Origin of the sequence: Spirosoma agri, assembly GCF_010747415.1 — a bacterium.
Classification (GTDB): Bacteria; Bacteroidota; Bacteroidia; order Cytophagales; family Spirosomataceae; genus Spirosoma; species Spirosoma agri.
This window is the reverse complement of sequence record NZ_JAAGNZ010000001.1, coordinates 166,769-191,785: the sequence shown is the minus strand read 5'-3', so window position 1 is coordinate 191,785 and position 25,017 is coordinate 166,769. Positions and strand designations below refer to the sequence as shown.

The 25,017-nt window shown below is 48.8% G+C and carries 19 protein-coding genes; 7 read left to right on the top strand and 12 right to left on the bottom strand.

What is annotated here, in order from left to right; genetic code table 11:
- Positions 1-17 precede the first annotated feature (17 nt).
- Positions 18-2,228 carry a DNA helicase RecQ gene (gene recQ, locus GK091_RS00760; protein ID WP_164034744.1) on the bottom strand — a complete coding sequence of 737 codons (2,211 nt, stop codon included), beginning with the start codon at positions 2,226-2,228 and terminating at the stop codon, positions 18-20.
- 108 nt (positions 2,229-2,336) lie between these two features.
- On the opposite strand from recQ, the gene GK091_RS00755 reads away from it, so the two are divergent.
- The 7 genes from GK091_RS00755 to proC all read left to right on the top strand — a co-directional run bounded on the left by GK091_RS00755 (position 2,337) and on the right by proC (position 10,482).
- Entirely contained in the window at positions 2,337-3,305 is a 969-nt protein-coding gene (locus GK091_RS00755; RefSeq protein ID WP_164034743.1) for a KpsF/GutQ family sugar-phosphate isomerase, read from the top strand.
- Between the two features lie 359 nt (positions 3,306-3,664).
- Positions 3,665-4,180 (top strand): RNA polymerase sigma factor, encoded by a 516-nt coding sequence (locus GK091_RS00750; RefSeq protein ID WP_162388520.1) that lies wholly within the window; start codon positions 3,665-3,667, stop codon positions 4,178-4,180.
- 287 nt (positions 4,181-4,467) lie between these two features.
- A complete protein-coding gene (locus GK091_RS00745; protein WP_164034742.1) occupies positions 4,468-5,940 on the top strand; it encodes a phytoene desaturase family protein in 1,473 nt (490 codons plus the stop codon).
- A gap of 31 nt (positions 5,941-5,971) precedes the next feature.
- Positions 5,972-6,808 (top strand): phytoene/squalene synthase family protein, encoded by an 837-nt coding sequence (locus GK091_RS00740; protein ID WP_164034741.1) that lies wholly within the window; start codon positions 5,972-5,974, stop codon positions 6,806-6,808.
- Positions 6,809-6,904: 96 nt separating this feature from the next.
- Positions 6,905-8,410, top strand: a complete 1,506-nt coding sequence (gene gatB / locus GK091_RS00735) for an Asp-tRNA(Asn)/Glu-tRNA(Gln) amidotransferase subunit GatB (RefSeq protein ID WP_164034740.1) — start codon at positions 6,905-6,907, stop codon at positions 8,408-8,410.
- The gene (locus GK091_RS00730) at positions 8,407-9,543 is read left to right on the top strand and encodes a TlpA disulfide reductase family protein (RefSeq protein WP_164034739.1); all 1,137 of its coding nucleotides are present in this window, start codon (positions 8,407-8,409) and stop codon (positions 9,541-9,543) included. Before gatB ends, GK091_RS00730 begins: the two co-directional genes overlap by 4 nt.
- Positions 9,544-9,678: 135 nt before the next feature.
- Complete coding sequence (gene proC, locus GK091_RS00725; RefSeq protein ID WP_164034738.1) at positions 9,679-10,482, top strand: pyrroline-5-carboxylate reductase; 804 nt, start codon at positions 9,679-9,681, stop codon at positions 10,480-10,482.
- A 66-nt stretch (positions 10,483-10,548) separates the two neighbouring features.
- Here the strand turns inward: proC and purB are convergent, their stop codons facing one another.
- From purB to GK091_RS00675, 11 genes are all read right to left on the bottom strand, one after another.
- Positions 10,549-11,889 carry an adenylosuccinate lyase gene (gene purB, locus GK091_RS00720; RefSeq protein ID WP_164034737.1) on the bottom strand — a complete coding sequence of 447 codons (1,341 nt, stop codon included), beginning with the start codon at positions 11,887-11,889 and terminating at the stop codon, positions 10,549-10,551.
- 92 nt (positions 11,890-11,981) lie between these two features.
- On the bottom strand, positions 11,982-13,388 hold the full coding sequence (locus tag GK091_RS00715; protein WP_164034736.1) for a DUF1207 domain-containing protein: 1,407 nt from the start codon (positions 13,386-13,388) through the stop codon (positions 11,982-11,984).
- Between the two features lie 65 nt (positions 13,389-13,453).
- On the bottom strand, positions 13,454-14,815 hold the full coding sequence (locus GK091_RS00710; protein WP_164034735.1) for a dipeptidase: 1,362 nt from the start codon (positions 14,813-14,815) through the stop codon (positions 13,454-13,456).
- A 136-nt stretch (positions 14,816-14,951) separates the two neighbouring features.
- Positions 14,952-15,608, bottom strand: a complete 657-nt coding sequence (plsY, locus tag GK091_RS00705) for a glycerol-3-phosphate 1-O-acyltransferase PlsY (protein ID WP_164034734.1) — start codon at positions 15,606-15,608, stop codon at positions 14,952-14,954.
- A gap of 159 nt (positions 15,609-15,767) precedes the next feature.
- A complete protein-coding gene (locus GK091_RS00700) occupies positions 15,768-17,048 on the bottom strand; it encodes a M16 family metallopeptidase (protein WP_164034733.1) in 1,281 nt (426 codons plus the stop codon).
- Positions 17,049-17,168: 120 nt separating this feature from the next.
- A complete protein-coding gene (gene porV, locus GK091_RS00695) occupies positions 17,169-18,419 on the bottom strand; it encodes a type IX secretion system outer membrane channel protein PorV (protein ID WP_164034732.1) in 1,251 nt (416 codons plus the stop codon).
- A gap of 115 nt (positions 18,420-18,534) precedes the next feature.
- Positions 18,535-22,005, bottom strand: coding sequence for a type IX secretion system sortase PorU (gene porU, locus GK091_RS00690; RefSeq protein WP_164034731.1), 3,471 nt, complete (start codon positions 22,003-22,005; stop codon positions 18,535-18,537).
- Positions 21,983-22,591, bottom strand: a complete 609-nt coding sequence (locus tag GK091_RS00685; protein ID WP_164034730.1) for a SprT family zinc-dependent metalloprotease — start codon at positions 22,589-22,591, stop codon at positions 21,983-21,985. Before GK091_RS00685 ends, porU begins: the two co-directional genes overlap by 23 nt.
- 64 nt (positions 22,592-22,655) lie before the next feature.
- The gene (locus GK091_RS29360; RefSeq protein ID WP_170312614.1) at positions 22,656-22,826 is read right to left on the bottom strand and encodes a hypothetical protein; all 171 of its coding nucleotides are present in this window, start codon (positions 22,824-22,826) and stop codon (positions 22,656-22,658) included.
- Positions 22,827-22,979: 153 nt separating this feature from the next.
- A complete protein-coding gene (locus GK091_RS00680) occupies positions 22,980-23,474 on the bottom strand; it encodes a GtrA family protein (protein ID WP_164034729.1) in 495 nt (164 codons plus the stop codon).
- Between the two features lie 136 nt (positions 23,475-23,610).
- On the bottom strand, positions 23,611-25,017 hold the full coding sequence (locus GK091_RS00675; protein WP_164034728.1) for an NADH-quinone oxidoreductase subunit N: 1,407 nt from the start codon (positions 25,015-25,017) through the stop codon (positions 23,611-23,613).

Here is a 25,017-nt window from a genome sequence, read left to right as displayed (position 1 = left end):
CGCACTACTGTTGCTTTTTAATTGGCTACTTCCGACAGGAATTTGATACGCATCAATCGTAAATCCTGCTCGGTAAAATCGTCTCCTCCAAACTCGCGCATGGCAACGGCAATATTATCGCTTTCGGCGCGCATGAAGTACTCGTAAATTTCGTCCTGCCGATCTTCGTCCATAACCTGATTGATGTAATAATCGAGGTTGAGCCGGGTACCGGAATAACAGATATGCTCGACCTCTTCCATCAGGTCTTCCATCGAAAGCGACTTCGATTCGGCAATTTCTTCCAGATCAACCTTGCGGTCAATCTGCTGAATGATGTAAATCTTAACTTTCGACTTGTTGACCGTGGATTTGATGACGACATCCTTTGCCGTTTCAATGTCATTATCGTCAACGTATTTGGTTATCAACTCAATAAAAGGCCGGCCAAATTTCTGCACCTTCCCCATCCCGACGCCGTTGATCTGCGCCATTTCTTCGCGGGTAGTTGGATACGTCGTGGCCATTTCCTCCATAGACGGATCCTGGAAGATGACATATGGCGGCAGGTTTTTTTCCTTTGCAATCTTCTTGCGCAGAGCCTTAAGTAAGCCTAACAGTTCCTCATCGTAGGCAACGCCACCGGCAGCCGTATCCGAATCCTTGTCGTCATCTTCTTTCTGATCAACAGCCTGCTGCTCGTAATCGTGATCTTTCGATAACGAGATCGGATAAGGATCTTCAATGTACGTAAGCCCCCGTTGTGTGAGCTTCAGAATGCCGTAGTTGTCGACGTCTTTTTCGATATACCCGTAAATGGTGATCTGCTTCAGCAACGAGCACCAGAAAACGGCATTCTCATTGAACTCCCGGCCTTTCCCGTAAACCTCCAGCCGATTATGCTCGTAACTGGTCACGTATTGGTTCGTAGTCGCTGTCAGAACGTCGCTCAGGTGAGCAACGTCAAACCGCTGGTCAGTTTGGAGAACGGCCTGCAAAGCCAGCACAACTTCATTTTGGACCTTATATTTCTCAGTTGGTTTCAGACAGTTATCGCAAAATCCACAGTCTTTCTCCATGTACTCGCCAAAATAACCGAGCAGCTGCCGACGACGGCAAACACCCAGATTGGCGTACGATACCATTTCAGTCAGTAGATGCTTGGCATTATCGCGTTCGGTAACCGGCTTGTCCTTATTGAATTTTTCAAGCTTTACGATATCGTCGTAACTATAGAACATGACGCAGTTGCCTTCCAGGCCATCGCGTCCGGCCCGACCTGTTTCCTGGTAATAACCTTCCAGTGATTTTGGCGCATCGTAGTGAATGACGAATCGAACATCGGGCTTATCGATACCCATTCCGAAAGCGATGGTAGCACAGATAACATCGGCGTCCTCGTTCAGAAACGCGTCCTGGTTGTTCATCCGCGTCTGTGGATCGAGACCCGCATGATACGGCAAGGCTTTTATGTCATTCACTCTCAACAGTTCAGCGATCTCTTCCACCGTCTTACGGCTCAGGCAGTAAACGATCCCTGATTTTCCCTTGTTTTGTTTGACATATTTGATCAGTTGCTTCTTGGCATCGACCTTAGGCTTGATCTCGTAGTACAGGTTTTTACGGTTGAATGATGTTTTATAGAGGTTGGCGTCCTCCATTTGCAGGTTTTTCTGAATGTCCTGCTGTACTTTGGGAGTAGCCGTAGCGGTTAGGGCGATTACAGGCAGATTACCGATGTTGTCGACAATTCCGCGAATTTTTCGGTACTCCGGACGGAAGTCATGACCCCATTCCGAAATACAGTGTGCTTCATCGATCGCGACAAAAGAAATATTGGCTTTCTTTAAAAAATCCAAATTCTCTTCTTTCGTTAATGACTCTGGCGCAATATATAAAAGCTTAAGTGAACTGCTAAGTGTATCTTTCTTAACCTTATTCATTTCCGCTTTGGAAAGCGTCGAATTCAGGAACTGAGCATTTATTCCAAACGCATTTAACTGGTCGACCTGATTCTTCATCAGGGCAATAAGGGGCGAGATAACGATGGCTGTGCCCTCACTGACAATAGCTGGTAACTGATAGCACAGTGACTTTCCTGCGCCAGTGGGCATGATAACGAACGTGTTACGGCCCGCCAAAATGCTGTGAATAATGGCTTCCTGATCGCCCCGGAACTGACTATACCCAAAAATCTCTTTTAGCCGCTCTTTGATGGTCACATGGACCGTCTGATCAACCTGCATCATTCTACAAATCGTACAAAAGTTACCTTTACTCTATTCGCTTACCGTATCTTTGCTATATAAAGTTAGCGAATATACACTGCAAACCATTCTTCATCGCGAAAACTGACGTTGAAAGTGTTAAAAAATTCCAAGACGATAGCCCGAGAGGTATTACTGGCCGAAGCAGAAGCGATTCGGAATGCAATCGAGTTACTCGATGAACAGTTCGAGGCAACTGTCGAGGCAATACTTACTGCCACGGGCAGACTCGTTGTGACCGGAGTCGGAAAGAGCGCACTCATCGGTCAAAAAATCGTGGCCACCATGAATTCCACGGGCACACCTGCCTTGTTCATGCACGCGGCTGATGCCATACACGGTGACCTGGGGATGATTCAGGCCGACGACATAATTCTAATCATTTCCAAAAGCGGGAATACGGCTGAGATCAAAGTTCTGCTGCCTCTGTTGAAGCGAGCCAATGTGCAACTGATCGCACTTGTCAGTGATCGTAGTTCCTACCTGGCTCAGCACTCAGACTTTGTTTTACATGCTTTCGCCGAACGTGAAGCCGATCCCATGAATCTGGCCCCAACAACCAGCACAACGGTTGCCCTAGCGTTAGGCGATGCCCTGGCTATCAGCCTTCTGGAAGCGCGAGGCTTTACCCAACACGATTTTGCCCGATATCACCCAGGTGGTTCACTCGGCAAAAAGCTTTACCTGAAAGTTGGTGATATATTTCCCCATAACCAATGCCCACAAGTATCGCTCGACACATCGGTAAGGGATGTAATTTTTGAGATTTCGGCAAAACGACTCGGCGCAACCGCCGTTGTCGATGAGTCCGGATTACTAGCAGGTATCGTAACGGACGGCGATATACGCCGTATGGCTTATCAGCACAATACGTTCTGGGAACTTCAGGCTCACGATGTCATGACGACCGATCCTGTATGTGTCGACGCTGACGAATATGCGATGGGTGCCCTTCAATTAATGAGAGATCGGGATATTTCCCAGCTAATTGTTACTGATAATAATCGTGTCAAAGGGTTCATTCACCTGCATGACCTGTTGAAAGAGGGCCTGGTATAAAAATTAAAGCCTGTTTCAAAAAAACCTTTCTTCGGAGAAGCTATTAAGCTTTTTTGAAGAAAGGTTTTTTGGTATGGATAATACTATGTTTCGATTGTGCATATCTGTTTAGCTAAAGAAGCGAGTTTGTTAAACATTATCCCCACACTGTGTTCCACACTCTGTGGGGAATATTCCACAATCGACCAGCCAAAATTATAAACACGGTAAACGCTGGCACAGAAAAAATTATAATTAATATCCTAAAAATCAGCCAATTATACGTTTAATTTCAGAATTGTTGACGAACCGTTGAAGGCTGGTTGTTTTTTTGTCCAATAGCTTATCAAATCAGGTTCAACAAAAAAACATTTGTAATCATGACTGCTCTCGAATTTACTCATCATATTGGAAAAGTGTCCAAATCGCTGCGTCCGTTCGCTCTGCGGCTCACCAAGGATGTTGAAGATGCAAACGATTTGTTACAAGATACCCTTTTGAAAGCTTTTACCAATCGTGATAAGTACACGGACGGTACAAACCTGAAGGCCTGGTTATATACAATCATGAAGAACACATTCATTACTAACTACCAACGGATGGTTCGGAAAAATACATTCATTGATACGACAGACAATCTGCACTACATTAACTCAATGGAGAGTAGCACAGACAATCTGGCTTATTCATCATTTGCTCAGGAAGATATCAATCGGGCCGTCAATGGCTTGGACGACACATACCGCACTCCGTTTATGATGCACTTCCGTGGCTTCAAATACCACGAGATCGCAGCGAAACTAGACATCCCCATTGGCACGGTGAAAAACCGCATTCACATCGCGCGGAAAGAACTGAAAGACCAACTGAAGGTGTACGCTCATTTCAACAGCTAAGAAATTTGAGTACGCAACAAAATATAGGCGAGACTTTTGTGACTCACATCCGTCTCAAACACATTGATTGAGTAGTTTTTGGTTAAAAAAGAGGAAGGTTCGAAAAGTTGGGTGGATTTCCGCCCAACTTTTTTTGTTTATACACTCTTGTAAAACCAACAGTTGGGTGTAACATAGAAACTGTTTACAGTAATACAGGACCAGGTTAGGTAATTACGTATTTTTGAACAAAAGGGTTGGTCAATCATTTTACTAATTAACCCGATTGCTCAATTAACTCTTTACTAATGCCTCAACGAGTTCTTGTTATTGGTGCCGGATTTGCCGGGTTAGCCGCTGCAACCAGTCTGGCTGACAAGGGTTACGATGTCACTATCCTCGAAAAAAACGATATGCCCGGTGGACGAGCTCGTATGTTTCAAACAGACGGGTTTACCTTCGATATGGGACCGAGCTGGTATTGGATGCCTGATGTTTTTGACAATTACTTCGCGCGTTTCGGCAAAAAAACCGCTGATTACTACAACCTAGTTCGGCTTGATCCTTCTTATACGGTCGTCTTTGGTCCGGACGAGGCCGTCGATCTACCAGCGGGTCTGGATAATCTGGAGAACTTATTTGAACAGATCGAACCAGGTAGTGCCATACGTCTGCGCGAGTTCCTTAAACAAGCGTCTTACAAGTACGATGTTGGCATCAATAAGTTCGTCTGGAAACCAAGCCGCTCAGTTTGGGAGTTTATGAGCCTGAAATTATTGTACGATGTCACGAGACTCGACGTTTTTCAGTCGTTTGCCAGCCACGCCCGCAAATTTTTCAAGCATCCACGCCTACTCGAAATTATAGAGTTTCCGATTCTGTTCCTCGGTGCAACACCAAGTAACACTCCGGCTATGTATAGCCTGATGAACTATGCCGAAATGGCGATGGGGACCTGGTATCCGATGGGTGGCATGCACGAAATCGTCAAGGCCATGGTCAGTCTGGCCGAAGAGAAAGGCGTGAAGATTCTGCTGGGTCAGACCGTGCAAAAAATTGACGTCTTCAAAGGGCGGGCGCATACCGTTACGACCGATCAGGGTATTTTTGAAACCGATGTCGTTGTTGCAGGAGCTGACTACAATCATGTTGAGACGAAACTGGTCGATGCGGCTTATCGTAATTATGACGATGCGTATTGGCAGACGCGCGTCATGGCCCCGTCGTCGCTTTTGTTTTACTTGGGTGTCAACAAGCGGGTGCCCCGGCTTCAGCATCATAACCTGTTCTTCGACGAAGATTTTTCGTTACACGCCCAGGAAATCTACGAAACACCACGCTGGCCGACGAAGCCCTTGTTCTACGCATCGGCCCCATCGAAGACCGACCCGAGTGTTGCACCGGAAGGCTGCGAGAATTTGTTTCTGCTAATTCCAGTCGCGCCTGACCTCACCGATGATGATGCCACTCGTGAGCGCTACTTTACGATCATTATGGACAGGCTGGAAGCATACGTTGGTGATGATATTCGTAATCACTTGATTTACAAACGCAGCTACGCACATAACGACTTCATAGGTGACTACAATGCGTTCCGGGGAAATGCGTATGGACTGGCAAATACGCTAAAACAAACTGCCTTACTAAAGCCATCGCTGAAAAACAAAAAAGTGAACAATCTGTTCTACACGGGTCAGCTGACGGTTCCGGGACCGGGTGTTCCTCCGTCCCTTATCTCTGGTCTTGTCGTTGCGGACGAAGTTGCCAAAGAATTTGTCTAACTTACGGAACTAACCTCTTCCTTTTTCTCCTATGATGGCGTTGTTCAACACAACCGCACTGAAATGTAGTAAACTAATTACAGAGCATTACAGTACGTCGTTTACCTTAGGTATCAAAACACTGGACAGTAAGTTTCACTTGCCGATCTACGCCATCTACGGGTTCGTTCGGTACGCCGATGAGATTGTAGACACGTTCCATGAGTATGACAAAAAGACGTTACTAGCTCGTTTTAAGCACGATACATACCAGGCCATCGAAGAAGGAATTAGCCTCAATCCAATATTACAATCGTTCCAGCTCGTTGTTAGGCAGTACAAAATTGAACATGAACTGATCGAGTCCTTTTTAAAGAGCATGGAAATGGACCTGCATTTTCAGGACTACGATGCTGCGGGTTATAATGAATACATCTATGGTTCCGCCGAAGTCGTGGGCCTGATGTGCCTTCGGGTTTTTTGCGAAGGCGATCGCAGCGAATTCGATCGGTTATGCGAACCAGCCCGAAAACTCGGTGCTGCTTTTCAGAAAGTTAATTTTTTACGTGATCTAAAAAGCGATTTTGTCGACAGGGGACGTACGTATTTTCCTGGCGTCGATTTCAATGAATTTGGCATCGATGCAAAGCAACTCATCGAGAAAGACATCCAGCGCGACTTCGATGATGCTTACAGAGGTATCATGAATCTGCCAAGGGGTGCCAAACTCGGTGTTTATCTGGCCTACGCCTATTACCAGACCCTCTTCAATAAAATTAAGCAGCTCCCTGCTTCCCGGATTCAGAATGAGCGCATTCGGGTGCCAAACCCGCAGAAATTTGCGTTATTAGCACAAACCTATCTGAAGTTTCGGCTGAACGTAATCTAAATTAGTGCAATAGCCTTCTCAAAGGAATGATAAGGCTATTGCGTAGCCCTGCGCGCCTTTTCGCTATCTTTGCTATGAATCATATAGTTTCTGTCAATGGTAGCCGAAGAGAATTCTTCGCCGGAGGTGCTGGCGCAGCCAAACGGAGTCCAATACGAAGCCGTAATTGGATTGGAAGTGCACTGCCAGCTGCTGACCCAAAGCAAAATTTTTGCGGCCGACGCAAACGCGTTTGGCGCTGAGCCGAATACAAACATAAGTGTCATCACGCTGGCCCATCCTGGCACACTCCCCAAGCTGAATCGTAAAGCCGTTGAGTATGCCATCCGTATGGGGCTGGCCTGCGGTAGTGAAATTACCCGCCACAATGTTTTCGCCCGAAAAAATTATTTTTATCCTGATCTGCCCAAAGGGTATCAGCTTTCGCAGGATAAAGGGCCGATCTGCGTGGGTGGCGGTATTCCGATAAAGGCGAAAGACCCGGAAACAGGACAGTCCTATCAAACGACGATTCAGCTACACCATATTCATCTCGAAGAAGATGCCGGCAAGTCGATTCACGATGGGGATGAATGGGCTACTCAGCTTGACTACAATCGTGCTGGTACACCCCTGATCGAGATGGTAACCGACCCCACTATTCGCACAGCCGATGAAGCCGGGCAATACCTGACCGAAGTACGTCGGCTGGTTCGTTATCTGGACATTTGCGATGGCAATATGGAGGAAGGATCGTTGCGGTGCGATGTCAACGTTTCCATCCGGCCCAAAGGTGCGACTAATCTGGGGACGAAGGTGGAAGTGAAGAACCTGAACTCTATCCGGAATGTGATGCGGGCAGTCGATAGCGAATTTAAACGGCAGGTCGAGGTTACTGAATCCGGTGGGCGAATTACACAGGAGACCCGCACATTCGACGCAGCAACCGGCCTTAGTTTTGCCATGCGCGAGAAAGAGACGATGAATGACTATCGGTATTTTCCCGATCCCGATCTTACACCCGTACACATTTCGGACGACTGGTTAGCGACCATTCAGTCGCAGATGCCCATTCTGCCAACTGAACTGTACCAGAAATTCATCACTCATTATGGCTTGCCTGATTACGACGCGGCCCTTTTGACAGATTCGAAAGAACTGGCTGACTATTACGAAGCTGTCTGCAGCCATACTTCTAATTACAAAGCAGCATCCAACTGGATCATGGGGGCGGTGAAAGGGCAGCTTAACGAAAAAACAATTCGTGACCGTCAGTTTCCAATTTCGTCTGACCGGTTGGCTTCGCTCATTACGTTGATTGATGACGGTGTGGTGAGCCAGACGGCTGCGCAACAGGTCTTTACCCTGATGATCGCCCAGCCTGACCATTCAGCCGCTGAACTGGCCAAAACGCATGGTTTGGTACAGAATCGCAATACGGATGCGTTGCAATCGTTGGTAGAAGAAGTACTGGCTGCCTGGCCTGACAAAGTAGCTCAATACCAGAAGGGAAAGAAGAATTTGCTGGGTATGTTTGTCGGCGAGGTAATGAAAAAATCGAAAGGTTCGGCCGATCCTAAATTGGTGAATGAATTAATAACGAAGACACTACAAGCAACATGAAAAACCTGTTTTTGAGCGTAGCTGGCTTTCTGGTCATCAGTTTCTCGGCCAATGCACAAACGACAAAGCCGTTCACAGTAACGGGCAAGATCAAAACGGCTACGCCGGGAAGCTACGTCTATCTGGAAACCAACTCACAGCCAACCCGCAAAGTAGACTCGACCAAAGTGCAGGCAGGCAACACCTTCACGCTGAACGGTAAAGTAGCTGATGGCGGGGAAGTATTTGTCCTGAACGTTGGCGGTGGTCAAAAACTGGCGCTGCTGGTTGAAGGTGGGGAAACACTCATGGTGACGGCAGACGGTTATCGGATGGATGCCAAAACCGGGCAGACCGGTGCGGCAACTATAACCGGCTCCAAAAACATGGAGTACTACGAAAAGCTGTCAGCGTTACGGACGGATATGGAAAAGCGGGTTGCTAACTGGAACAAGCAGGTGGCAACCGCGACCGAGAAGAAGGATAGCAAACGAATTGCGCAGATCGAGCAGGAGTACCAGACGGCGGAACAGGATGTGGTTAACAAAGTAAAAGCGATACTGCCCGAAATGGGAACGTCGCTTGTATCGTTGTTTGCGCTGAATTTCATCAATATCGATACTGATTTTGCAACCTACGATGCACTGGCACAACGCTTCGAGAAAGAGAATCCGAACAGCCCCCACGCAAAATCGCTGATTGGCCGCGTTACCCGGATCAAAGGTGTGATGGTCGGTTCGCAGGCTCCCGAAATTGCACTTACTGATACGACAGGCACACCGGTTCCCCTATCGTCGCTACGAGGCAAGTACGTTCTGCTTGATTTCTGGGCGTCGTGGTGTGGACCCTGCCGAATGGAAAACCCGAACGTTGTCCGGATGTATAACAAGTACAAAGACAAGGGTTTTGCCATCTACAGCGTTTCGCTCGATCAGACCAAAGGCAACTGGACCAAAGCCATTCGCAACGATAACCTGACCTGGACGCACGTTTCTGACCTAAAATACTGGCAATCGGCAGCCGCTCAGCAATACGGTGTTCAGGCGATTCCAGCTACCTTTCTGCTTGATAAAGAAGGGAAAATCATTGCCAAAAACCTGCGGGGGGATGCATTGGAGCAGAAACTCGATGAAATCCTGAAAGGGGGGCAATAGGTTAAAGACAAGTTTGTAGTTTTGTAGGGTCAGGTGTAACAGCCTGACCTTTTTCTTTGTCCGACCGGCAACACCTCGAAAACACTACTTCATCACGCGCTACTCTACTAATTTGCACACTCACTCAGTGAAAAAATGAAAATTGCTATCGTTGGTTGCGGCAACATGGGTATGGCCTTTGCCAAGTCGTTTCTGCAATATGATCTGGTAAAAAAAGACGACCTCCTACTGATCGAAAAAAGCGCCGATCGTTCTGAATCACTGAAACTGGAAAAAGCGGGTGTCGTTGTCGATACCATCGGCGCCCATGTTGGCCAGACCGACTTAGTTATCCTTTCGGTAAAACCGCAGGACTTCAATGGTGTATATGAAGCATTGCGGGATGTGATACAGCCAAAACAAATTGTGCTATCCATTATGGCGGGCATTCCCATCGCCCAGATCCAGGAAAAACTCGACCATCCTCTTGTAGTACGCGCCATGCCTAACACGCCAGCCATGCTGGGTATGGGCATCACTGGTTTTACCGCAGCTAAAGAGGTTGATTCGAGCAGTTTGCGCCGGGTCGAAAACCTCATCAACGCTACGGGACGGTCTATCTTTCTGGAAGACGAAGCGATGCTGGATGCCGTAACGGCCCTAAGCGGTAGTGGTCCTGCCTATTTCTACTATGTCGTGAAAGCCATGATCGAAGCAGGTAAGCAAATGGGTTTTGACGACGCCGTTTCCGGATTACTGGTGAAGCAGACAATGCTGGGCGCTTACCACCTGATCAACAATGCGGACAAATCGCTGGACGATCTTATCAAAGCGGTGGCATCAAAAGGAGGTACTACTGAGGCTGCTTTGCGCGAATTTGAAAGCGGTGGACTGTCCGATACGCTCGTTACCGGAATCAAAGCAGCCCAGATCAGAGCCACCGAACTCTCAAAAGGCTAATACAACAGACGGGCCAAACTTCGGTTTGGCCCGTCTTGAAATCGGAGAATAACTAGCCGACCGGATCTACAAGCCGGTGTAGCTAAAGGGGGTGATCGCCCGTAGTTCAGTCTTTACCGAATCGGAGACGTTCAACTCATCGATAAACGTCTTGATGGTATCAGCCGTAATTTTCTGGTTCGTGCGGGTCAGGGCTTTCAGCGCTTCATACGGTTGCGGATAGCCTTCGCGCCGAAGAATGGTCTGAATTCCTTCCGCTACGACTGCCCAGTTATCGTCAAGGTCGTTGTGAATAGCAGTCGGATTGAGTTCAAGTTTGTCCAGCCCCTTCAGCAACGATTTAAGCGCAATGACGGAATGGGCAAACGGAACACCAAGGCTTCTCAACACGGTCGAATCAGTCAAATCCCGTTGCAGTCGCGAGATCGGCAACTTCCCCGAAAGGTGTTCAAACAAGGCGTTGGCGATACCCAGATTCCCTTCCGAATTTTCGAAATCGATGGGATTGACTTTGTGCGGCATTGCCGACGAGCCTACTTCACCTTCCTTGAGCCGTTGCTTGAAGTAATTCATGGACACGTACGTCCAGATATCACGATCCAGATCGATCAGAATCGTGTTCAGCCGTTTAAACGCATCCAGCGTAGCCGCCAGCATGTCATAATGCTCGATCTGCGTTGTAAACTGGCTACGCACCATACCCAGCCCTTCAACAAAAGCATCACCAAATTTTTTCCAGTCTTCGTTCGGATACGCCACCACATGAGCGTTGAAGTTGCCGGTTGCTCCCCCGAATTTAGCAGCCGTTGGAATGTCGGCCAATAAATGCAGTTGTTTTTCAACGCGCTCGACAAACACCATCAACTCCTTTCCCAGCCGCGTTGGCGATGCGGGCTGACCATGTGTCTTTGCCAGCATAGGTATGTCACCCCACTGCTCCGCTAACTGCTGTAAGCGAACAAACACCTGACGATATAGCGGAAGAATCTCTGTTTCGAGGGCATCGTCCAGCAGGAGCGGCACAGCGGTATTATTAATATCCTGCGATGTTAGGCCGAAGTGGACAAACTCCAGATACGGCTCTACGGGCGATCCTTTTAGCTTTTCTTTGATGAAATACTCGACGGCCTTTACATCGTGATTGGTTGTTTTCTCAATGTCTTTAATGCGTAAGGCATCGGCTTCTGTAAAGTTTTCGTACAAAGCACGAAGTGCAGGAAATTGCGCAGGTTCAACACCCGCCAGTTGGGGAATTGGCCATTCACAAAGCGCGATAAAGTATTCGATCTCAATACGAACCCGGTAATGAATAAGACCAAGTTCTGAGAAATAAGGAGCCAACCCATCAACCTGACGCCGATAACGACCGTCAACGGGTGATATAGCCGTTAATGCTGATAAATCCATACGATAAAACAAAAGGCAAAAGAAACGTCAATAGCTTTAGAACTTTTCCAAAGCTCTGAACTTTCGGGAAGCTGACCTTCTCCCTAAATCGATCAAAACGGGTTCAGATACAGGCCGATACCGACCCAGTTAACCTGCTGGTTCTCGTACTGGCTGTAGGGTCGGAATCCGGAATAGCCTTCGAGCAGGAACGTCAGATTATTCTGCGTCCGTCCTAACTCAATGCCGATACCCGCATGAATGCCGGGCCGGAAGCCGGTCTGTTGCCAGAATTTAATGTCAGCCCCACCAACCAGACGAGCCGCCTTATCGGATGGTTTTTTGTAGAACGCGCCAAGCTGGGCACTCAGCAGCTTGCGTTCTTCTGATTTGCGGAGTACAATACCAGCCCCCCCATACAGCCGCCAGTTGTTCACGTTCCGGCTGTACGTCGCGTCCAGCTGTTCGTAGTTGACCGAGTTGGGCGTCGGCGCTGTGATATTGTTGCGGTAGATGTAATCATCACCCAGGTGCGACGAGATGTGATAGACCCGGAAGCGGTAGTTGTTGGCTCCCCGCCGGACATTATAAATAATGCTGATCTTATAATCGTTGTTCATGATCTGCCGACGCGCTTTGTTCAGCTTATTATCATGATAAGCTTCAAACTGAGTAAACGAAGCCAGATCAAGCACCCATTCCGATGAACGGCCGGGTTCAGGCGTCCGCCGATAAAACGCCTTTGCAAATCCAAACGCGAACGGAACAATACTCCCTTTGTACTTCTCTCCGTCGGTATAATAGGCAGGTAGTACGCTACCGTACGTTTGTGCTTCGAGCGGATCAAGCAAAATTGGCTCGAAAAGATGCCCTTTCGGTAAAAACTCGCGACGGGGTCTGGACATCGATGGCTCGCTGGCAATCGACGGGGCAGCCACAGAATCAACCGATTGAACTACGGCCTTTTTCTCCCGCTTAGGACGTGGTAGTTTTTCTGCTTTTTTAGGCTTTTCAACAGGAGCTGGGGAAACAGGAGCCGGTTCAGCCGGTGTTACCTCTTTAGGTGCCTCCTGAACGGGGGGAGCAGGTCTCTCAGCCTCCTCTTTTTTCCGTTTTTCCCGCTTTTCCTTACGCGTTGGCTCCGTGACCGTCGGCGTAGGAGTTGATGTTGGCGATGCAGGCTCTGCTACAGGCGTTGGTGGTGCGCTGACGGGTGCCGGGCTCAATTTTCCTGATTCTTTTTCCTGTTGCTGGCGCTCTTTTTCCGCTTTCTTAGCTTGCTTCTGACGTTCTTTCTCCGCCTGCTTCGCTTCGTACTCACGCTGTTTCTGGGCCCACTCAGCCCTTATCTGCCGTTCGCGCTGAACTTCACGGTCTATTTTATCCTTTTGCTTTTGCTCCGCTGGTGTCAATGTCCGAGCGGCAGGAGCGGTTGTTTTAGCTGGTGTAGCAGGTTGCTGGGCAAACGTGACGGTTCCTATTAGAGTACTCAACAGGAAAATTAGTAGCGCTTTCTTCATAGACTAGGGGCAATTAATACCGACGCGGCTTTGAAACAACCGCGTCGGGTAAAGCAGAGTTAGGATTATCGTTTTAGCTCGGCGTAATTTTTGTAGAAATAAGGAATGGTTTCTATTCCCTTATAAAAGTTGAACAGGCCATAGCTTTCGTTGGGTGAGTGGAGCGCATCGCTATCCAATCCGAAGCCCATCAAAATAGACTTGATTCCTAATTCTCGTTCGAACAGTGCAACGATGGGAATGCTGCCACCACCCCGCGTTGGAATCGGCTTTTTACCCCAGGCATCTTCAAACGCCTTGCTCGCGGCTTCGAACTCTACGGAATCTACAGGTGTCACATAGGGTAGTCCGCCATGATGCGGTGTCACCTTGACGCTAACGCTGGCGGGTGCAATGGCGGTAAAGTGCTTCGTAAATAGCTCCGTGATTTCGTCGGGTGTCTGATTTGGCACCAGCCGCATACTAATCTTGGCCGATGCTTTTGATGGCAGTACCGTTTTAGCTCCCTCACCCGTGTACCCCCCCCAAATGCCATTCACATCAAGTGTAGGACGAATTGAGGTTCGTTCGTTGGTTGAATAACCCATTTCTCCGGCCACGTCATTGATTCCCAGATCCTGCTTGTAGTCCTCCAGGACGAAGGGTGCTTTGGCTAATTCGGCCCGTTCGGCATCGCTTAGGTCAGCAACATCGTCGTAAAAACCAGGAATCGTAATGCGGCCGGATTCATCATGCAATGAGGCAATCATCTCACAGAGTACATTGACAGGATTGGCCACACCCCCACCATACACGCCTGAGTGGAGGTCGCGATTGGGACCTGTCACCTCTACTTCCACGTAAGAGAGGCCCCGCAATCCGGTTTCGAGCGACGGTGTTTCGTTCGAAATGATGCTCGTATCAGAAATCAAAATAACGTCGGCCTTGAGCATGTCACGATGTTCGGCGACAAACGTACCGAGGTGATCCGAACCTACCTCTTCTTCCCCTTCGATCATCACTTTCACGTTGCAAGGCAATCCGTCGGTAGCGATCATCGCTTCGATGGCCTTTATATGCATGTAAAATTGACCTTTATCATCGCAGGCACCACGCGCGTAGATGCGCTCGTTACGAATAGTCGGCTCAAAAGGCGGTGAGTTCCAGAGTTCATACGGATCAGCGGGTTGCACGTCATAGTGCCCGTAAACCAGAACGGTTGGACGACTGGCATCTACAAGTTTTTCGGCGTAAACGACCGGATGGCCCGGTGTTTCGTACAGACTGGCGTTATCAAGACCAGCAGCCGCTAGTTTTTCTTTAACAAACTCGGCCGCTCGACGAACATCGCCTTTGAAGTTGGAATCGGCTGAAACAGAGGGAATACGCAGCAATTCAAGAAGCTCATCCAGAAATCGCTGCTTGTTAGCGTCAAGGTACGTAGTCATAGCTGGCTATATGGTGTCTGATACATGATAGTGCTTTGAATCAGGTATCATCTTATAGGCGAAAAAGAATTTGCCCCGAAGTTAAGCACATTTTGTGCAACGTCGGGGCATTCCATATTGTCAATCTATAGGATTCTTATTGTTCGCGCTTTTTCCGCAGACGAATCAACACGGTTCGGTTTTCCTGACCACGCATCAATCGACCTATATTTTTCTGATGCGTTATCACCACCATCAGAAACATAACGAAGCCAAAAACGATTAGCAATGGGTTTTCTTTTTCGCCGAAGACGCGCAGCAACAGCAGCACTGGAAACGCAAGAGCAGCCAGAATCGAACCAAGGGAAACGTATTGAGAAGCAATCACAACCAGAAGGAAAATGCCGATACAGACCAGCGCCATTTCGGGGTGGATAGCCAGCACCATTCCTAACAACGATGCAACGCCCTTGCCTCCTCTGAAATCAGCAAAAACTGGATAAAGATGCCCAAAAACGGCAACCAACCCAAACACGATCTCAAAAGTCATGATCTCATTATGGGTGATCACATCCAGATACCACAGTAATATAGACATGATGGCAGCCGTGTAGCCTTTTAGTACATCGACTAGCATGACGATCGTACCCGCCCGTTTACCCAATACTCTGAATGTATTTGTTGCACCGGCATTACCACTACCATGCTGACGAATATCGATCCCAAAAAAGCCCTGACCATACCAGACGGCAGTTGGAATGGAGCCAAGTAGATACGCGACCAGTGTGGTAATACAAATTAATAAGACGTTCATTAACGCAAATTTAGTAAACGAATGTTAGGAAACAGACGAGCAACACGAGCTGTAGGGTGGATTAATGAAATGTGGCCCCAAAATTAGGTTATTGTCATCTATTCGACAACTTTATACTATTTATAACAAAGCATGGTTCTAATAAATTTCTAAATGGCCTTATTTGCCGCCAACGACTACTTCGCGCAGACTGCCTTCGGCCAGGTAGTTGTTAGCCGTTTCCATAATGTCATCAGGTGTTACGGCTCGCAGACGCTCAATGTACGTGGTCAGAAAATCGACGGGCAACCCATCCAGCAAAATGACTTTGTAGCGGTCAGCAATTTCAAAGGGTGTATTCAGCGAGCCGACAAACTCCCCCGCCATAAAGTTTTGCACGGTTTCCAGTTCCTCCAGTGGCACAGCTTCAGTTTGTAGAATCCGAATTTCCTTTTGTATCTCGTCCAGCGTTTGTTGCGTATTCTCTTTGTTAACGTCGGTGCCGATTATGAAGTAACCATCCCGCCGGAAGGAAGGCATATTGGATGAAATGCCATACGTAAAGCCCTTCTCTTCACGAATATTCTTCATGAGTCGTGAGCCAAAGTAGCCGCCCAACAGTTCGTTCGTCACAAGCATCTTGAAGAAATCAGGATGCGAGCGGGTAAAAAGCCGTCGGCCCAACCGGATCGATGACTGGATGCTATCCGGTTTTTCCGAGAGTACGGGCAAGCCATCGTCATCAATAGCCGGTGCTCCGCCGGTTAACACATCTCCGTTGTCGATCGGCAGCTGTCCTAGTTCTTTATTGATCAGCAGGACCTCATTTTCGGATGCCTGGCCAGCCAGCAACAATCGGTAAGGCCGCTTCTGTATAGAGCGTTCGTAGAAATTGACAACGCTTTCGCGGGTAAGCTGCTCGATCACATCGGGGCGCTGGCTGCGGCCATACGGATGGTGCGGACCAAATAACTTCTCCCGAAATAAAACCCCGGCTACATAAGCATTCTTCTCGTAGTTGACCCGCAGGTTCTGAAGGGTGATATTACGGAGATCATCCAGTTCTTTTTGGGGGAACGTCGGCTCCGTCAATAGTTCACGAAGAACGGGCAGCACGTTGGGCAGAAACTTGGTGAGGCAATAAACAACCACACTCGCCCGGTCTGGTCCGCTGTTCAACTCCAGAAACGCACCATAGCTATCGAGGTATTCGCTGATCTGCGCCGATGAGCGACCAGCGGTTCCTTCGGCTAGCATCTTCAACGCAAAAAAGGATGTTCCGGGCACTTGTTCCTGCCATGTCCCAGCGTCAAAAATACACTCTATTCGCAGTACAGGTTGCTGCGGTATGGCAACCAGGTTCAGAAGAACACCGTTGTCTAACGTGTGGGTTTGAAAGGCGGGAAGCTGTATTTCCTGAATGACCTGAAAGGCCGGTGGTTGCTTTCTATCTAGTACCATTGGATGCGTATTTATAAAGAAAATGGCATCTCAGCGCGAAATGCCATTTCTGATTTATGGTCGTTATAGTCTGTGATGACTCGTAGCCATCCGACACGCTACCTCCATGCGTGAAGGTGATTAATCGTTGGTATCTTCTGAGATAGGCTCGTCATCTTCTGAACCGACGGCATTGGTACCGCTAAAGTTCAGGTGTAGCGAGATACGGAATGTATTGGCGAGCGGATTGCCCTGATTGACCGGGATAAGGTACGAGAAATCTACCCCAAATCGCTGCTGAAGGCGCAGGCCGATACCTGTCGTCGCGTATTTGCGACCACCTTTGATGTTCGATTCGCCGAAGTAGCCGGCCCGAACCGCAAATTGTTCGTTGTACCAGTACTCAACGCCCGTCGAAACGGTGAACTCTCTCAACTCTTCGCCAAGACCGCCGGGTGCATCAGCAAACGAGCCGAAGACAGCGCTGAGGTAATTCCGGTCGGGGTCCTTACCCCGCGCAATCTGGTATTTTGCAGGGTTACTGCCAGCTATCTGAATTAGATTTCCGTTAGCATCCCGTGCGTATTCAGGGGGCGTTGGCACCATCAGTTTATTGACATCTGCCACAATGTTAAACTTGTTGTACTGATCGGCGTAAATGGTCAGTGCGGTTCCCAGACGCAGGTTCGTGGGAATGAAATACTGCTGCTGTCCACCGTAGTTGATTTTACCACCTAGGTTAGAGATCATACCGCCGAATGCCCAGCCAATGCCCTTTCCGGTCGCATTGTCGCGCGCTTCGTTCCGGTAAAAAGCGCTAATGTCAGCGGCTGCCGTTCCACCCGGCTTCAGACCTGGGTTCGATGAACCAGAGGCTAGGTTCGAGTTTAAATATTTCAGATCGACACCCAGCGAGAAATTCTGGGATAGTCGCTGCGAGAACGACGCGGTAAGGGCATATTCACGGGAATTAAACGTGCCGGCTGCAACGCCCGTTGCGGTTGTAAAATTGACAGTTCCCAGGTCAAAATACATCAGCGATCCGCCGATCACCGAGTTCTTACCCACTTTAGAATAACCCGTCAGATAGGTGTAATACATATCACCGATCAGATCCCGGAGCCAGGGGGTGTACGAAATGGATGCCCCTTTAGCCTGCTTGGCGAAAACCAGCTTGGATGGGTTCCAGAAAATAGCATTGGCATCGGCATCACCTAAGGCCACTCCGGCTTCACCCAGCGCACCCGAACGGGCATCCGGCGTGAAATTCAGGAAGGGAACGGCTGATGTTGGTATGCCCAGATTCTGTCCTGCTAGATTGGTTTGGGCGAAAATGACGGAAGGAAAAATAGTGCAAACGCCAAGAAGAACACGGAAAAAATTGCGCTTCATACAAAGAGTGTTGATCAACAACAGCGACTGGTTGTGGTGAATAGAACAGCCCTGAACGGCCAAAATTACAAGGATTCGTCGGATTAGAAAACAAATGGGTTTCATTAACCCATAATCATCTAACTAGCACTAGTCTGCAACTTCCATCGGCCGAAGAATCATCTGCCACCGACCGAACGTGTACTCTGATTATGTATACTCCATTGGGTGCAACTTGATGAGCCTCAGTTAATCCGTTCCAGGCTCCAATGTCCAGTACTGACGAGCAGTTGCTGCACTGGCCCGTTTGCTGGTTGAGTAACCGGCCATTCAAATCGATAATCTGGAGTGTCCAGTCAAGTGGCTCGCCAGATCGATTGTGCTCAACAGCTATTGTCGACTGTGTTGAGGTCGGATTGGGACTGGCCCGAACCGCAACAATGGACAGGGCTGGCTTACCGGAAACTATTATGCTCAACGTCTCTTCAATTGAATTATTGTTAATATCCCAGGCTTTTACCCGTACGGTATACGTGCCGGGTACAACATCCCGAAAGGTATAAATGGCTTCTCCCTGCTTCCCATCGTTGCCTACGGCTACATATGTATCGTTAATAATAACCTGCGACTGTTCACCAAGCTGAGCGGTCAATTCATGACCTAAACCCGATCGGGCCGTGTTAATTCCCTGGTTATCGCGCAGGCCGACACGAAGCGTTACGTCGGGTCCGGCTACACGAATCTGATCGCCATCGATCATACTTCTGTCAATACTCAACTGCATAACAGGGGGCTGTGTATCGAGACTATCGACCAATAAACTCCCGCCTACACGAAGACTGTCAAAGCTACCCAACGCGTCGAACAAGCTATCAGCCCGTACTGCATACGCAAATACTTTGCCAGGACCTACAGCGTATGCGATGTCTTTCGGCATGACGAACTTCGCGCTGAACAAACCATTCTGCACGTTTACCTGACCAGCAAATAACGTGCTGGAAAAAGCACTGTACGCCATTTTCGCACTTTCGGTTCCCAAAGTGGTCTGCGTTGATGCCTTGTCGTACAGCGTAAGCCGGAGCGTACCCGAAAAATTGGTCAATCGTTGTCCCTGCTGTTGTATTTCACCCGTAAGCTCAACGGACTCCAGCGCATGTAAGGTATCCGGACGGGTGATGCTCACGGCACGACCATTCACGTTTGTCAGTACGATCTGCGCCTGTGGATACGCCAGACGCATGGACGGATCACCCAACAAAGCGAAGTTACGGTTGACCGGTCCAGCCAGACCCCCATTTTTAGTCAGCCTGATCACATCACCGAGCCGGGGCATTTCTCCGTTAATGGGAGTAAAAACCGCTCGGTAAAACGATTCATTCAAGAGCAGATTCGTATTGGCATAGACAGGACGTGTGGTGGTTAGCAAACCAATAGCGCCACCCGACCGACTTAATAAGGCCAGTTCAGCGCCCGAACTAATACTCGGATCGTCGTACCGACCAAACTGACAGGTCGCCGTTACAAACAGGGGAAGACGGCGGTTTTTCCAGCCCAGTATATCTTTCAGCGTCACAATCTGCTCATCCGCCAGCGTTGTGGTTCCTCCGTGACCGCTATAATTTATGATCAACCGTCCATCAGCGACGGCATTGTTGATCAATTGGTTGACAATCGGTGATTTCTGACCGACTGACGTCGACTCCTGGGGGTACGCATCCAGAAATACGCGCTCCGGTCGGTAAGCTGGCGCGTTTTTTTCGACTATCATTGCCAACGTATTGGCATCCTGCTGGTGAATATTGTAATCTCCATCATCGGCAACGAGCATAACCCGCGTCTGCCAGTCACCCACTAACGACGGATCCGCGCTGTATCGGATTAGTTTATCGACAATGGTCTTTGCTTCATCGGATGACTTTACGGGCAAGCGACCGACGCCGATATCCATTTTGCTGTCACCTTGACTGCTTTCAACCCATTCTCCTTCCGACGAATCCATAAACCCGAAGTAATCGTCCGATGAATAGCTCAGCACGGGGTGCAGGGATTCGTAGCTCTCATAAACCGGGATCGTGTTCGCCAACTGGCTGGCATTGAACACTTGATTTATATTTCGATAATCGAACGTAGCATCCCCAAAAAGCAGTAAATAACGAAGTTGATTGGGTTGTTTCAGGTAAAGAAAGCGAACCGCATCCCGAATGGCCGTTGGGTCAGCCTGTCCGGAGCCGAATTCATTGTAGAGTTGCTGCGTCGTTACAACCTGCACCGTTAACTTATCGTGCTCACGCCGAAAGGTAGCCAGCCGCTCGGCTTCAGCGCGCCATGACTCTGGCGTAACAATCAATAGAGTCGGAGTAGCCAGGCCAACTACATTCTGGTTGGCTACCGATGCCAGCGAAACCGGCGTTTTGATTTGATTGTCCGTAAACAGAAAATAGTCCGCCCGGCTCCCCGCGTTCCATCTCGCTTCCGATGCGGCAGACAACGTGTACGTTTGCGCTATTGGAACGAGCGGATTTGTCACATTCCAGACTTGCAAACCGGTTGTTACCTGACGAATCGTGCAAGTGCCGCTGTCTACCCGACGTGCCCAGATCGGCTGATCAAGTTGCCGAAGTTCACGCCGAACCTGAAGACCCATATAATTTAGATAACCCAGTGCTGACGATAGCCCATTTTTCTGGAACGTAATCGACACGTCCATCAAGTTGGTCGTCGCCGAGGGTTTACTATAGAATGTATCCGTTCGGGCGATACCCTGGTAGTCGTATTCGTAACCGGAAATGCTGGATACGAGCTGCGTTCCTACCACCTGGCCGTTTAGTCGCAGGCGAAACTGCGTGGTTGCCAATGCGCCCGCAACAACCGATGAGGTTACTCGAACGGGCGCATCCGGTACGATTCCGGTAACATCAAAGGATAGAACCTTGGTCGTATCATTCGTCATATACGTTCCCAACCACTCCCGCCCGGACCGTACGCCCGGCACTTTCAGAAGATCCTGTTCATGAAACTGGTAGTCGTCGAACGTAGTCACAGATGTCGTAGCGCTCAGCGGTCCCGTCGGACGTTCGGCGATGCGTAGTCCGGTCGAGCTGCCAATTGTCAGAAAGTAAAACGTAGTGTCGGAATAAGGATTGATCTGGTGCTTGAAACGTCTGGTGAGCGAATCGTACCGGATAACGTGTGGGCTTTGGCCAAAGAAAACCAGTGCATCGCTGGTATCAAATTTACCATCAGCCTCACCGGTTACCTGAACCGCATTTTCGGTCAGATCGGACGCGCGCGGGGTGGCATTGGGTTGCGGTAGTGCGGCACCGTCATTGCCGTAGAGTCTGAGTTTACGTGGATCAGCCGTGGCGAAAGCGGGATTAAACCGGGCCAGCGTTGCCTGATCCAGCCGGTAAACGCCGGATTCAGTTACCCCAATTTTTACCCATACTCCCTCCTTAAGCACGGATTGTGCTTTCGTCCATGAGCTATTAAGCAGCAGGTAAACGACCAGATAAGGTACCCATGTTATGGAGCCTATCCCCAACTGTCTGGTCTGTTTTATCAGCCACTTGATGCCACGTATTCGCTTAGTGCTGTTCCACCCATGCATGTGCTAAAATGGCGTATGACCTTCCTGTCGATACTTCTTTACAAACGATACGAGTTCGTCGTAACGTACCCCGAATAAAGGTCTTTTTGTCAAACTGAAACGCTTTACCCTCTGGTACATCACGTAACAGTATCCGGTTATGCTGCTCGGGGCTTATCGATTCCTGATCCTCCCTCCGCAGGGCCAGCATCAACGCAGGATTGGCATACGTTGTGGCAGCGGGTTGGCTCATGTATCGCTGAAGGGGGCGAAGGATATCATCAGGAAAAACGGCCTCGGTCATAAGCGGCTCCATCAGTCGCTGGAAAGCCGTCTGCCATGCTTTCCCGTGTGGCTGAACCCGTCTTTTGTACCTACGATTGACGTCCGCATGGGCCACTTCATGCACATACGTGATCAGAAAAGCGTACGGATTCAAATTTGCGTTAACGGTAATCTGTGTTTTCCCGTCGGGGAAAGCGCGAAAATCACCCAACCGTGACCGGCGCGGTTTTACGACCCGAAAGAGAAATCCATATTGTTGCCAGAGATGGCGGCAATAACTATCCGTTCCTAGCGGAACATGTGCGGTAAATACGTCTGTCAATGTAGAAACTAAAAAAGCCTTATAAAAATAAGGCTTTTTTAGTTTCTATCGGAACGAGAACAAATTACTTCATGCTGTCAGTAGCCATCGTCGATGATGAATCCGTAGCCATCGTCATGGTGTCTGTCGACATCGTAGCCGTTGACTCGGTACCAGCTTCTGTCTTAGGTTTGCTCTGGCAAGCCGCGAATGCCAGCGTGCTGCCTACGAATAATAAAGCGAAGATTTTTTTCATTGCCTTTTTGTGTTAATTAACGTTTGTTGGACAAATATACATTTTTTCTCAATGATGCAAAACTGACTGCATCCTCTTCCACTATAGAGGACTATCACAAAGAAAAGTACAATACAGAATTAAACAAATCGAAGAATTGCCAGGGCTGAGATGCTATACTTTTTCTTCGTTTCGACGGGGCGACTTCGCGGTTAGCTTGTCGTACATACCAGTTGTCCGGAATGTTAGCAGCTTATGCCCGAAATAGTTTGCCATGAAACTCATGCCCATGCCCGCTACGTGTGAGCCTTTCTCGCGCATCAGTTTGGTAGCCGTTGGAAACATCGGATTGGCAACCCACTCCAGCGTATATTTGGCTACATACACCTGCACCAGCAGTGCGACCAGAGCGATGGCTAAGAACTTGACCGCTTCCCGACCAGTGTTGCCGGTCTGGGCCGCCGAGAAGGCATAGCGTTTTGTTGGAATAAACGTCAGGACGGTAGCCGTGAGATAACCACAAAGAACACTGGTGGCGTAATCAAAATAAGTACGATAAAAAATCTGACTTACGAAGTTGATGGATGCACCCAGCAAAGCCGTTAGAAAGAACGAGAAAATATCCTTAAATGCTCTAGGCTTTGGCTGTTCAATGCTGCTCACGTTCACTTTTTACCTGAGAAAAATAGAAAATAGATCGGTCAATGTAAGTATAGACTACCCTAAACGTACAGCGAAGATAGCAAACACGTATGTAATTGTGTTTCAATTATTAGGCTACGGCTTGACATCGACTTACCTTTTGTTAAAAAAGACCCTGTAGCAATCCAGGAGCAATACCTAAACCTAGTGTCAGAATTGTGGCTGCTAGTAATACATAGCGATAAAACGGCGCTACCCGAATTGGCTCGAATGCCCCTTCGCGAAAGTACATGGCAATGATTACCCGGAAGTAATAGTAGATACCAACGGCTGACATAAGTACGGCAACGACCAGCAACCAAATCTGACCACGCTCAACGGCGGTCGAGAACATGTAGAACTTACCCCAGAATCCAGCTGTCAGCGGAATACCGGCCAGGGACAGCATCGACACCGCCATAGCAAAACCTAATAGCGGATTCTGCCGGGCAAGTCCGTTAAACGATTCAAAGCTCTCGCTCGCTCCCCCTTCTCTCGAAAATGTTTGGGTACTGCGCTGCTGGGCCACTAACAGCAGAACGCCAAACGCCGAAATCGTAGCCACCGAATACGCCAGCGAATAAAAGACAATCGCTTGCTTCGTTTGCGTACCCAACGCAGCCAGACCCAGCAACAAGTATCCTGCGTGGGAAATACTCGAATAGGCCATCATGCGCTTGAAGCTGTTCTGATAAACCGCCGTAACGTTACCTATCACTAGCGTCAATGCGGTAAGGACGGCTAAAATGATCCACCAGAACGAATACACGCCGACAAACGATACGGATAATAACCGAAACAAAGCCGCGTAGCCAGCTGTCTTCACAACCGTCGACATGAACGCAGTGAAAATTGTCGGAGCACCGTCGTACACGTCGGGCGTCCAGAAGTGGAATGGAGCAGCCGAAACTTTAAACAACAAACCGATCAGCAACATCAACAGACCCACGTACATGAGCAGTGACAGACCCACCTGCCCATTGGACGCGTAAGCATGTAGGCCTGCTAACGTAAAGGAACCGGTTGCGCCATACAACAGAGCCATACCAAACAGCATGATCCCTGTGGCAAAAGCGCCCATAAGAAAATATTTCAGTGCAGCTTCGTTCGAGCGTAGGTTCTTCTTATCACTACCGGTCAACACGTACATGGAAACGGACAGGATTTCGACGCCCACAAACAGCATGATCAGGTTTTCGAAACCAACCATCATGACCGCGCCAACCAGCGAGAACAAAATCAGACAATAATATTCGGCGGGTTGCGCCGATTCATCGTCGGCAAAACTACTTGATAAGGCAACAACCATAAACGCCGATCCCAACATAATAGCCGTAAAGACCATCGATAAGTTGTTGGTAAGCAGCATATCGTTGAAGTACAGATACGATTTGTTCCAGTCGAAGAAATTAGCGGCTATTGTAATCGCAAGGAAAAGTAATGTAGCCGGTAACAGCACTGCCTTGGACTTGAGGAAGCCGAGGAACAATAGCGCGATACCAAAAACCGATAATAGAACGATGGGAAGCAT